General features: G+C 55.6%; 11 protein-coding genes. All 11 read right to left on the bottom strand.

Annotation, left to right across the window (positions count from 1 at the left end; genetic code table 11):
• Positions 1–112: 112 nt before the first annotated feature.
• Entirely contained in the window at positions 113–364 is a 252-nt protein-coding gene (locus EG886_RS07280) for a DUF3243 domain-containing protein (RefSeq protein ID WP_124727515.1), read from the bottom strand.
• A gap of 66 nt (positions 365–430) precedes the next feature.
• Positions 431–1,183, bottom strand: a complete 753-nt coding sequence (gene ymfI, locus EG886_RS07285; protein ID WP_124727516.1) for an elongation factor P 5-aminopentanone reductase — start codon at positions 1,181–1,183, stop codon at positions 431–433.
• A 140-nt stretch (positions 1,184–1,323) separates the two neighbouring features.
• The gene (gene yfmH, locus EG886_RS07290; RefSeq protein ID WP_124727517.1) at positions 1,324–2,613 is read right to left on the bottom strand and encodes an EF-P 5-aminopentanol modification-associated protein YfmH; all 1,290 of its coding nucleotides are present in this window, start codon (positions 2,611–2,613) and stop codon (positions 1,324–1,326) included.
• On the bottom strand, positions 2,600–3,898 hold the full coding sequence (gene yfmF, locus EG886_RS07295; protein WP_124727518.1) for an EF-P 5-aminopentanol modification-associated protein YfmF: 1,299 nt from the start codon (positions 3,896–3,898) through the stop codon (positions 2,600–2,602). The genes yfmH and yfmF overlap by 14 nt, the downstream gene beginning before the upstream one ends.
• A 170-nt stretch (positions 3,899–4,068) precedes the next feature.
• Positions 4,069–5,004, bottom strand: a complete 936-nt coding sequence (locus EG886_RS07300) for an ABC transporter permease (protein ID WP_124727519.1) — start codon at positions 5,002–5,004, stop codon at positions 4,069–4,071.
• Positions 5,001–6,071: an ABC transporter permease gene (locus EG886_RS07305; RefSeq protein WP_124727520.1), complete on the bottom strand. Its 1,071-nt coding sequence runs from the start codon at positions 6,069–6,071 to the stop codon at positions 5,001–5,003. The genes EG886_RS07300 and EG886_RS07305 overlap by 4 nt, the downstream gene beginning before the upstream one ends.
• 2 nt (positions 6,072–6,073) lie before the next feature.
• On the bottom strand, positions 6,074–7,579 hold the full coding sequence (locus tag EG886_RS07310) for an ABC transporter ATP-binding protein (RefSeq protein WP_124728713.1): 1,506 nt from the start codon (positions 7,577–7,579) through the stop codon (positions 6,074–6,076).
• A 291-nt stretch (positions 7,580–7,870) separates the two neighbouring features.
• Complete coding sequence (locus tag EG886_RS07315; protein WP_124727521.1) at positions 7,871–8,908, bottom strand: BMP family lipoprotein; 1,038 nt, start codon at positions 8,906–8,908, stop codon at positions 7,871–7,873.
• Between the two features lie 183 nt (positions 8,909–9,091).
• Positions 9,092–11,431, bottom strand: coding sequence for an FtsK/SpoIIIE family DNA translocase (locus tag EG886_RS07320; RefSeq protein WP_124727522.1), 2,340 nt, complete (start codon positions 11,429–11,431; stop codon positions 9,092–9,094).
• A 73-nt stretch (positions 11,432–11,504) separates the two neighbouring features.
• Positions 11,505–11,726, bottom strand: a complete 222-nt coding sequence (locus tag EG886_RS07325) for a YlzJ-like family protein (RefSeq protein WP_206425300.1) — start codon at positions 11,724–11,726, stop codon at positions 11,505–11,507.
• The gene (locus EG886_RS07330; protein ID WP_124728715.1) at positions 11,723–12,442 is read right to left on the bottom strand and encodes a ClpP family protease; all 720 of its coding nucleotides are present in this window, start codon (positions 12,440–12,442) and stop codon (positions 11,723–11,725) included. Before EG886_RS07330 ends, EG886_RS07325 begins: the two co-directional genes overlap by 4 nt.
• Between the last annotated feature and the right edge of the window lie 4 nt (positions 12,443–12,446).

The following is a 12,446-nucleotide window of genomic DNA, read 5'->3' on the forward strand; positions in this document are numbered from 1 at the left end:
AGTATAACACACTCATGGTGCTTGAGGAAGCGATTTGCCGTGAAATCATTGCTACAAAATATAAAACACCCCGATAAAAAGGGTGTTTTATATTAGTACACTTGCATTTTATTTACTTTCCAGAATCAACCAGTTTCACCATCAATCCGGCCATGGTCCTTTGTTCGTTTTCGTCCGCCACGGACCACAAATCTTTGAGAAGTCTTTCCTGGACATTTTCCGGATCCACGTCATTGGCCAGGTAGTCACCGATCTGGTATGCGATATCGTTGATGGTATCCCGGCTCATTCCCATTTTTTCGGCCTGGTGAACCCTGTCGGCGAGAAACTCCTTCCATTTCTCAAAATTCTCGAGTACGGACATGTTCTTTCCTCCTTGAAATCCGTCGTCGTTTCTAGGAGTAATATGACTCGCCCGTTTTGCTTTTATTCATGTATACCAACCTCCGTTTACCCGAAGAATTTGGCCCGTGATGTAAGAGGCTTCCGGCAGACAGAGGTAGCGGATGAGGGATGCCACCTCGTCGGGTCTCCCCAGTCTGCCGGCCGGAATCTCCTCCGCCAAAGCACGTTGGTCTTCGAACGGGAGTTGCCCGTCCAACATGGGCGTGGAAATCGCTCCCGGAGAGACGGCGTTCACGGTGATTCCGGAAGGAGCCAATTCTTTCCCCAAGGCCTTCACCATCCCGATTTGTGCCCCCTTGGCGGCAGAATAGAGAACTTCTCCCGATCCTCCCGTTTCCCCCCAGATCGAAGTGACCAGGATGATTCTTCCCCGTTTGACCCGGAGCATCCCCGGCAAAACGGCCTGAACCAGATGAAAGGCGGACCGGACGTGAACATCCATCATTTCGTCATACTCCCGGTCCGTCACATCCTGAACCAATCCCGGTCTGGAAATGCCGGCGGCATGAACGAGAATCGAAGGCGAACGGAGCGAACAAACCGAGCGAATCGCTTGTTCCACCGACGCACGGTCCGACATGTCCATCCTGACGACCCGTGCATCCGCTCCCGCGTCGCGGCACCGCTTTGCCGTCTCTTCCGCGCGATCCCTTCCTTCTTTGTAACCGATGACCACGTCCGCCCCCGCACGGGCCAGTTCAAGGGCGGTCGCGGAGCCGATGCCCCCGCTTCCGCCGGTGATCACGGCGGTTTCTCCTTTCAACGGCTTCCATCCCATGTCAAAACCTCCCGAAAAAAACCGTCCCTGGTTTCAGGGACGGCTTGATCGTACAATGTCTTCAACCGTCAAGGCTCCCGGCCGAACCGCCGGGAAACCCCTTCAGCCACATGTTCTGTCCCCCGATTCCGTTCACCGCGTTACAGCGGCCTGACGAGGGAAACGGCGAAACGGTCCCAGCTGACATGCTCCCGCAACCGCTTGTTGATGTCGTCCACCCGAAGTTCCTCAAGAACGGGAATGATCCGGAACATGTCCGCCCCGTTGAAGCGATACCTGGTGAACTGGTTGGCGATCCATTCGGGAGAGTTGAGAGAGCGAAGCTGGGAGCCGATCGATTTCTTTCTCAATCGGTCAAACGTTTGCGCGTCAATCCCTTTTTCCGTGAGAACACGAAATTCCCGGCGAATTCTTTCCAGCAGCGCGTCCGGGTCCCGGGTGTCTCCGCCCATCATCGAAAATCCGTACCCGTCCTCCAGTGTGTAATCGAAACCGAACGTTTCGTCAATCAATCCGTCATCATACAACGCCTGATACAAATCGGAGGAGGGACCGATCAATGCCTCCAGCGCAATTTTTGTCGCCATCTCCTGTTTCAGCAGATCGTCCCCTTTCACCCCCGTCCGGCCGGAGGCCTCTTTGAATCCGAACAGGCACTTGGAAACTCCCACGGAAAGGCGCACTTCCCGCAAGGACTCGTTGACCTGATCCGGCTCCGACTCGAAGAAACGCCGGATCCGTGGCGGCGCTTCGAATGTCTTGGCCGCCTGGTTGTTCCTCACCAATTCCAGGATGTTCTCCGGATCCACCGGACCGACCACGAACAACAGCATGTTGGAGGGATGATAGAACGTTTCATAACAGGTGTACAGGAGTTCCTTGGTGATGTCCGCGATGGATTCCACCGTGCCGGCAATGTCGATGCGAACGGGGTGATTCTTGTACATGGCTTCGATCAAGCCGAAATAGGAACGCCAGTCGGGATTGTCATCATACATGCGGATCTCCTGACCGATGATCCCTTTTTCCTTTTCGACGTTCTGGTCGGTGAAGTGAGGGGTTTGCACGAAATCGATGAGCGTTTTCAGGTTGTCTTCCACCCGGGAAGTGGCGGAAAACAGGTATGCCGTCCGCGTGAATGACGTGAATGCGTTGGCGGAAGCCCCTTGACGGGCAAATTCCTGAAACACGTCCGTCCCGGTCGGTTGTTCAAACATCTTGTGCTCCAGAAAATGGGCGATTCCGTCGGGAACCGTGACTTTCTCCCCGTCTCCGACGGCAAACGTGTTGTCCACCGATCCAAAGCGGGTGGTGAACGTGGCATACGTCTTGTTGAAATCGGGTTTGGGCAGAATCACCACTTCCAGCCCGTTGGGCAACGTGTCCATGTAAAGCGTTTCCGCCACCTGACGGTGTTCAATTTTTTGCATCGCCATCCCCCCCGCGATCCCTCAGAAAATAGATCGTGTCCAGCTTCACTTTTTCGGCCACTCTTCGCACATCATCGATGCCGATCCGGTCGATGTCCGCAAGCAGCGCTTCCAGATCGCGCTCTTTCCCCGTCAGCACCGATTGATAGTGGAAATGCACGAGTTCATGGTTTCTGTCCTGTTGCTCGCGAAGCTGATTGGCCAGCGTGGCTTTGGTCTGTTCCATTTCCCGGTCGCTGATGTCACCGCGTCTCATGGCCTCGAGCTGCTCCCGGATGATCGAAACCGCCTTTTCGTAATTGCCGATCTCGATGCCGGAGTGAATCAGCACGAGACCTTTGTGACTCTCCACCCGCGACGAACAATAGTAGGCAAGGCTGGCTCTTTCACGCACGTTCATGAACAGCTTGGAGTGGGGGAATCCTCCCAGAATTCCGTTGTAGACCAAGAGCGCCGGGTAGTCCGGGTCGCCCGCCGTCACTCCGGATCTGAGTCCGAGGTTGAGTTTGCCCTGAGTCACGTCCATCCGCTCGATGACGACCTTTTCCCCGGTGACGTCCTTTTGCACCGCTCCCCCAACCGGCGTGCCGCGCGGAACGGAGAAACGCTCCTCGAAACGCTCCCGGAACCACTCTTCCGCTTCTTCCGCGGAGACATGACCGATGCAATAAAAGTCGACCGGACAGGAGTCGAGCATTTCCCGGTAATATGTAAACAGGTTTTTCGCGTCGATGGCATCAAGGTCTTCAATGCGACCGTACGGATGGAGAGCAAACGGTTCGTTCTCGCACATGGCTTCGATCATCCGCTGGGAGGAATAGCGGATCTTGTCATCTTTCAAGCTTTCAATCCGTTGCCGCAAGTTCTTTTTTTCCGATTCCACATATGAAGAGGGAAATGCATCTTGTTCCGTCGCCGGTGACAGAAGAATCTGGCTGAAAAAATCAAGCCCCTCTCTGAGCAGAGGCGTTTGTTCCCTGAGAAATCGGTCATTGGCGATTTCCATCGACAGTTGAAGCAGATGATTTTCTCCCCGTTTGAACACGTCTCCGTACAAAGCGGCTCCGTACAATTCATCCAACCGACGCTTGAGTTTGACGGTGGAAGGACAAGCCGATGTCCCCCGTTGCAAAACATTCGGCAAAAGAGCCGTTTTGGTCACGGTCTCCGGGGAAAGTTTCTGCCGAATCACCACGGAGATCAGCGTGGTTTTGAATTTGGGGCTGGAGCAAACATGCAGCCGGGCCTGTCCCACCGGCACCGTCCGGAATTGAGCGTATGCCACGTCGTCACCTCTCCTTCGGGTTTGAGCGATGTACTTCCATTATAGACCAATCCAAATTGGTTGGAAACGAACCGTTGATCCCCCGATCGGGTGGTTTTTCCAAGGATAGTATGCGCAAATCGCGTCGAAACAAAAAATCCCCGGCGTCCGAAGACTCCGGGGAAATTTCCTTATCTGCTTCCTTTTTCGTACGGTTTTCCGATTGCCGCGGGAGCTTCCGCTTTGCCCACGAATCCGGCCAAGGCAAGGATGGTGAGCACATACGGAAGCATGCTCAGCACCTCGCTCGGAACCACTTTGGTCAGACCGATCAGCTGTCCGATGAGCGCCAAGGCAACGGAAAATCCGAAGAAAGCCGCCGCACCGAGCACGCCGTACGGACGCCATTTGCCGAAGATGAGTGCCGCCAGGGCGATAAACCCCTGACCTGCCACCGTTCCCTGGTTGAATTCGCTGCCGATGGCGATGGACAGCCCGGCTCCTCCGATGGCCGCCAAGGCTCCGCTGATGATCACGGCAATATATCGCATGCCTGCCACACTGATTCCGGCGGTTTCGGCGGCATGGGGATGCTCACCGACCGCCCTGAGACGCATGCCGAACGGAGTCCGGTAAAGCAGGAAGGATCCGACGATCACCACCAAAATGGCGATGTAGGTGGTGGGAAGCGCGTTGAACAGCGACGGCCCGAGCACGGGAATGTCGCCGAGGAGCGGAATTTTCACCGCTTCCAACTTGTTTAACACGACCGGCGTCTGACCGGCCCCATCATACAAATGCTTCACCAGATAGACGGACAAGCCGAGAGCCAAAAAGTTGATGGCCACGCCGCTGACCACTTGGTCCGCCTTGAACGTGACGGAAGCGACGGCATGGGGAACGGCGAGAATCATTCCCGCAAGCATGGCGAAAAGCAATCCCAACCAAGGGTTCCCGGTACCGAGCGTGGCAACGGCCGCGGTGAACGCACCGATGGTCATCAATCCTTCCAATCCGATGTTGACCACACCCGAACGCTCGGAAAACAGCCCTCCCATCGCCGCCAGAATGAGCGGAGTGGAATACAGCACCGTGGTGGTAAGAATGTTGGTGATCATGTCCGTCATGCCTGGTCCCCCCCTTTCTTTCGGCGAAGAGCTTCAAGAATTTTTCCGGACACGTTGGCGGCCACGAACAGGATGATGGCGGCAAACACGATGCGGATCACTTCGAACGGAACCCCGGCCGCAAACTGCATGTTGCCGCCTCCGTACGTGAGCACGCCGAACAGGACGGCGGAAAGAATGACCCCCACCGGAGTGTTGGCTCCGAGCAGCGCCACGGCGATTCCGTCAAACCCGATCCCGTTGAAGGCATGTTGAATCGAAAGATAGCCGCTCGTTCCAAGTGCTTCCGTGCTGCCGGCAAGACCGGCGAACAAACCGGAAATCATCATGGACATCACGATGTTGCGTTTCACGTTCATACCGGCATACTCAGCCGCAAGGGGATTGTGTCCCACCGCGCGCAACTCGTATCCCAACCGTGTGCGCCAAAGCAGCCAATACATGAGCGCCGCGGCGATGAGAGCCACGAAAATGCCCAAATGAATTCGTGCCCTGTCAAACATTTCGGTCAGGAAGTCGGCGCGCAACATGGCGGCTTCGGGAATTTTCTCCGTGGAGTCCGCCCCTTCCGACAGGGAAGTCCGGATGAGCACATTGGACAGATAAAGGGCAATCCAGTTCATCATGATCGAGATGATGACTTCATGAACACCGCGGGTCGCTTTCAGGATTCCGGGAACGGCTCCCCAGAGGGCTCCGGCCACACCGCCGAGAATCATCGCCACAATCATGTTCAGTCCGGGAGGAAGCGGCAGATACAAGGCGATGATGACCGCGACCAATTGACCGACGATGAACTGCCCCTCCACCCCGATGTTGAACAGACCGGTCCTGAATGCGATGGCAACGGCCAAACCGGTCAAGATCAGCGGAGAGATCGTCCGGATCGTTTCTCCCATGTCAAAAGGCTCGACGAGCGCGCTGATGAACAAGGCATTGTAAGCGGCAACGGGATTGTATCCGGAAGCGAGCATGGCGACGGCTCCCACCAACATGCCCAGCAAAATGGAAATGAGGGAAGTAACGGCCGTGGATTGTCGGTTGATCCCCGAAAGAAGTTTCTGCATCCTCAGTTCACCTCCCGTTTCCGGAAGCTTCCCGCCATCAGAAGACCCAATTCCTCTTCGGTCGTCTCTTTGGGATCGACCCATCCGACGATTTTTCCTTCATAGATGACGGCAATCCGGTCCGACAATTTCATGATCTCATCCAGCTCGAAGGAGACGAGCAACACGGCCTTCCCTTTGTCCCGCTGCTCCACCAGACGGCGATGAATGAACTCGATCGCACCCACATCCAGGCCTCGCGTGGGTTGTGCGGCGATCAGAAAATCCGGATCCCGGTCCACTTCGCGGGCGATGATCGCTTTCTGCTGGTTTCCCCCGGACAATGCCCGGATCGGGACATGTTCGCTCGGAGTGCGAACATCATATTCCTCGATCAGTTTATTGGCGTATTTGTGCACTTCCTCGAAACGGATGGACCATCCCTTGGAAAACGGGGGTTTGTAATAGGATTGAAGCACCATGTTTTCGCTGACGGTGAAGTCGAGAACAAGCCCCCGCTTGTGGCGGTCTTCCGGAATGTGTCCCACTCCGGACTCCGTGACCTGCCGCGGCTTGAAACGGGTGATGTCATTTCCCCTGAGACGGATGGTTCCGGATTCCGGGGATCTCAACCCGGTGATCGCCTCGATGAGCTCGGACTGGCCGTTTCCGTCCACACCGGCAAGCCCCACGATCTCCCCGGATCGGACCTCGAGATCCAGCCCGCGAACCACATCCACCCCGCGCGCGTCCCGAACCACCAGGTTTTCCACTTGCAAAACGGGCTCACCCGGACGGGATTCCGTCTTGTTCACCTGGAAGGAAACTTCCCGTCCCACCATCAGGGCGGCAAGTTCATTTTCATCCGTATCGTTCACGTCGACGGTGGTGATCACCTTGCCGCGGCGAATCACGGTCACCCGGTCACACGTGCGCATGATCTCTTTCAGTTTGTGCGTGATGAAAATGATTGTCTTGCCTTCCCGGACAAGATTTTTCATAATTTCGATCAATTCGTCGATTTCCTGGGGCGTGAGCACGGCAGTCGGCTCGTCAAAAATGAGAATGTCTGCACCGCGGTACAACGTTTTCAGGATCTCCACCCGTTGTTGCATCCCGACGGAAATATCGGCAACCAGCGCCCTTGGATCCACCTTGAGACCATATTGATCCGACAAGCGGGAAATCTCCCGTTCCGCCCGCTTCAGGTCAAGAATCCCGTTTCTGGACCGTTCATCCCCGAGAATGATGTTTTCGGTCACCGTGAACGGCTGAACCAGCATGAAATGTTGGTGAACCATCCCGATTCCCAACCTGTTGGCATCGGTGGGTCCGTTGATGGTCACCGGTTTCCCTTTGATGCGAATCTCGCCTTCGTCCGGCTGATACAGACCGAACAAAATGTTCATCAGTGTGGATTTCCCGGCCCCGTTTTCCCCCAGGAGTGCGTGAATCTCCCCCTGGCGAACGGACAAATGAACATTGTCATTGGCCACGATGCCGGGAAACCGCTTGGTGATCCCGACCATTTCCACGACATTCACACGCGATCCCCCCTTCAGCGTTGGTTGAAAGGCGCATGCCGACCGGTCTTTTCAACATGAGGATGATTTCTCCGTCCGCAAAGTGAACGCTTTCAGGATGGAATCAAAAAGCCCGCGCGGCCGATGCCTTTCCAAACTCCTTATTCATTAACATGGTTTAAGACACGTGCAGACTATAAGTATACATGAGATGTTTGGAAAATCAAAGACTTTGCATCACAATCAAAAAGGTCGGCACATGGCCGACCCGTTGTTGTTCATTCTCGGGCGAACGGTTCATTGCAGCTTGAAGGAAGCCGCTTCTTCCATCGTCGCCGGAACCTTGATTTCGCCCTTCACGATCTTCTCTTTCAGTTCTTCCACTTTGTTCAGGACATCCTGAGAAATGTGGTTGCTCTTCACGAAATCCACGCCGCCTTCTTTGAGGCCCAATTCGATCTGGGTCCCCGGCTTCAGCGTGCCTTCCTTGAGTTGTTTGGTCACGTCAAACACGGCAACGTCCACTTTTTTCACCATGGAGGTCAGGGTGTGATCCGGAGCCAGTTTGGATTGGTCCATGTCCACCCCGATCGCCCAGAATTTTCCTTGCTCCCGGGTTTTCACTTCATCAAACAGGCCTTTGCCCACACCGCCGGAAGCATGGAAGATCACGTCAACACCGCTGTTGTACATGTTTTGCGCCAAGGAGCGTCCTTTGGTCGCATCGGTGAAGCTTTCCGCATAGGCGGCCGTCACGGTTGCATTCGGGTTGACCGCCTTCACGCCGGCGGTGAAACCGGCTTCAAATTTCTTGATCAGCGGAGAGGTGATTCCTCCGATGAAGCCCACTTTGTTCGATTTGGTGGTCAATCCGGCGATGACACCCACCAGGAAAGAGCCTTCCTCTTCCTTGAAGGTGACCGCGGTCACGTTGCCCGGGATGTTTCCACCCAGGTTGCTGTCCACGATGCCGAATTGAGCGTTCGGGAACTGGGCAGCCACTTCCGGAATGGCCTTTTCAAATTTGAATCCGACGGCCCAGGTGATGTCGGCCTTGTCGTTTTTGGCCATTTTCGTCAGGTTGGGAATGTAGTCTTCATCCCGTTTGGATTCCAGCGCCTTGATGGTGGCACCCAATTCACTTTCCGTCCGTTTGATCCCTTCCCAGGCGGTCTGGTTGAACGATTCGTCATTCAGCCCGCCGGTATCGGTGACCATACCGACTTTGAAGTCGCCTTCGCCGGTGCCGCCGGTGTTTTCATTTTGACCGGAGCAACCCACTGCCGCAATCAACACGGCGGAGAGAAGAAGCGCAACCCACGACTTCTTGCTCATTTGCTGATTTCCCCCTTGTGAGTGAGATCATTGCTGTTGACGGACCGACGGGAATCTTGCCGGAAGCGGATCCCGAGACCGGAGCCGGGTATGTATGGGATCAGGCTCGTCCAATGTCCCGAAGGATTCATGCAAATTTCAGCAAAAATTCGCGGTCCATACAAAGTTATACCATGGGCACCTCTATTTGGCCACTGTTTTGTTTCCTTCATACTGCTCCAACGTCATCAGCACTTCCCTCGGTTTGCTTCCTTCGGGCGGACCGACGATTCCGTTGGCCTCCATCATGTCGATCAGCCTGGCCGCCCGGGTGTATCCCACGCGGAGGCGACGCTGCAGGAGCGAGACGGAAGCCGTTTTGGCTTCCAAGACCAGCTTGACCGCTTGCGGATACAATTCATCGTCCATGACAACGCCCGAATCGGGATCGGTGCTGACCGGAATCATCTCCTCATGGTATTGCGGTTCGAGTTGCTTCTTCACAAAGTGTACCACCGCTTCCACTTCCTTATCCGACAAAAACGCACCTTGGACGCGAATCGGTTTGGCCGCGCCCACGGGCAAATACAGCATGTCTCCTCGTCCCAGGAGTTTTTCCGCACCGCCCATGTCCAGGATGGTTCGTGAATCGGCCTGGGAGGAAACGGCAAAGGCAATGCGTGTGGGGATGTTTGCTTTGATCACCCCGGTGATCACGTCCACGGACGGGCGCTGCGTGGCGATGATGAGATGGATGCCCGCCGCGCGCGCCATTTGCGCCAACCGGCAAATCGCGTCCTCCACGTCGGATGGCGCCACCATCATGAGGTCGGCGAGCTCGTCAATGATCACGACGATGTACGGCAAAGGTTTTTTCTCCGGTTGATCCTGTTCCGCCAGCCACTGGTTGTACCGCTCGATGTCACGAACTCCGCTTTTGGCGAACAGTTCATACCGTTTCTCCATTTCCGCGACCACTTTTTTCAGTGCCACGGAGGCTTTTCGGGGATTGGTCACCACCGGCACCAGCAAATGGGGAATGCCGTTGTACACGTTCAATTCGACCATCTTCGGATCAATCATCATCAGTTTCACTTCATCCGGACGCGATTTGTACAGCAAACTGGTGATGATGGCGTTGATGCAGACGCTTTTTCCGGAGCCGGTCGACCCCGCCACCAAGAGATGCGGCATCTTGGCCAGATCCGCAATGACCGGTGTACCGTAGATGTCGCGTCCCAGACCGATGCAAAGCCTGGAGGGGTGAGAGAGGAATTCGGCGCTTTCCAGCACTTCCCGAAGCCCCACCATGGCCGTTTCGCTGTTCGGAACTTCGATCCCCACCGCCGGTTTGCCGGGAATCGGTGCTTCGATGCGAATCGCTTTCGCAGCCAGTGCCAGTGCGATGTCATCGGTCAAACTGACGATCCGGCTCACTTTCACTCCTTCTTCCGGCTCGATTTCATATCGCGTCACCGCCGGACCGCGATGAATGCCGGTCACCGTGGCCTTCACTCCGAAGCTGGCCAACTTTTTCACCAAGGTATCGGCGCTTTTTTGCATCTCCGACTGATCGGCAAGAGGCCGGTTTTTCGACCGGGAAAGAAGCGCCAGAGGAGGCATGAGGTAGTGATCCAGGTTGTCATCCGTCCGAAACTTGACGTCCATCGCATCTTCGCGTCCCGTTGCCTCCGGGGGATTCCCTCCCTGGCCACGCTCCGTCCGTTCCGTGGACTCCCGTTCGTCGGGAACGGGCTGTTCCAGAGGAAGCTTCATCTGAAGAACGCGCGGAATCTCTGCATCATCCGGAGGACCCGATTGAGCGGCGAAATCGTAGATGACGGGTTCCGGCACCGTTTCCCGGCTGACCGATTCCGCCGGGGATTTGCGCCTGGTGCGTTTCCGGGATCCGGAAGCTCCTTTTTCGGCCCGTTTCAACAGTTGTCCCGTCAGCCATGCTTTCACTTCCCGCTTCCGGGATTTGAAAAATTGTTTCCCCTTGTCCGCGGCGGACACAAACGAAACATCGGCGATGAGCAAAATCCCGCTGATAAGCACCGCTCCAAGCATGATCAGCGTGCCGGTGTCATCGAAGAGGAAATGGAGAATCGCATACATGAAAGCACCGAGCATTCCGCTTCCGACATCCATGGGGTAGGCGGACGTGCGCTGCACCCAGAGATCGGACCAGGTTGTGTCAACGATTCCCGCCCCTTGCGGCAATCCGCCGTAGGACAGGTGATGGTTGAACGTGAGCACCGCCATCAGGCACATGATCACCCCGACTCCCCGGGGCGTCCATTTCCCCGGCCATTTCCGGTGAATCATGACATGAACGGCCAACCAGATTCCGATCAGCGGAATCACAAAATCGAAAGTCCCCACCAGAAACCGGGACACAAACGCAAGATTCCGTCCGATGGCGCCGTAACTGGCGAGGGTGATGAGCGACAGGGCCAGCAAGCTGATTCCGTAAATCTCGAACAGGATCTCGTTTTTCAACTGTTCCGTACGGGCAGAATGTTTCTTCTTTTGTTTGCTCATCGGATTCATCACCTTTTCACCCGTCAATCAACCTCATTATAGCATGGAAATGATCGCCAGAAAAAAAACGCCCTCAAATTTCGGGCGCAAACGTGACTTTCCGTCCGGGTTGAAAACGGGGATTCAGATAATCCGCCGGATTCGCCGAAAGCAGCCGTTCAATGACGGCTTCCCCCCGGTCGGTTCTTCGAATTTGCAATTTCACCCCGTCGATGACGCATTCCTCCACCGTCGATTTTGCCGAAGGACCGCTCAGCCACGTCCATTCGGCAGGCATGACGGAGTAGTGAATCATTGGATCATCTCTCCTTTTCTGGAGGCGATCAACCGGTTCAGTTCCATCATGGCATCGGCGATCCCGCCGACCCTGTCGATCAATCCCATTTTCACCGCGTCTCTTCCGATCACGTTGGTTCCGATGTCCCTGGCCAGTTCACCCGTCCGAAACATCAGCTCACGGAAATACTCCTCGGAGATGTTGGAATGTTGCGCGACAAAGCGGATGACCCGATCCTGCATTTTCTCCAGATATTCGAACGTTTGCGGCACCCCGATCACCATTCCCGTGAGGCGTACGGGATGAATGGTCATGGTGGCCGTCTCCGTGATGAAACTGGTGTCGGCGGCCACGGCAATCGGCACGCCGATGCTGTGACCTCCTCCCAACACGATCGACACCGTCGGTTTGGACATTGTGGCAATCATTTCGGCGATGGCCAGACCGGCTTCCACATCCCCGCCGACCGTGTTGAGCACGATCACCATTCCCTCAATCCGGGGATTTTGCTCGACGGCGATAATCTGGGGGATGACGTGTTCATACTTCGTCGTTTTGTTGTGCGGCGGCATCACGAGGTGACCTTCCACCTGCCCGATGATGGACAGGCAAAACACGTTGCTTTCCATCTGTGGGACCGTTGTCTGTCCCAATTGTTGAATGGCTTGGAGCGTCGCATTTTTTTCGGCGTTTTCCTCTTTGGTAACCGGATTCTCATTCGGTTGTTGATCCATTCCC

The sequence above is a fragment of the Staphylospora marina genome (genome assembly GCF_003856495.1).
GTDB classification, from domain to species: Bacteria; Bacillota; Bacilli; order Thermoactinomycetales; family Thermoactinomycetaceae; genus Staphylospora; species Staphylospora marina.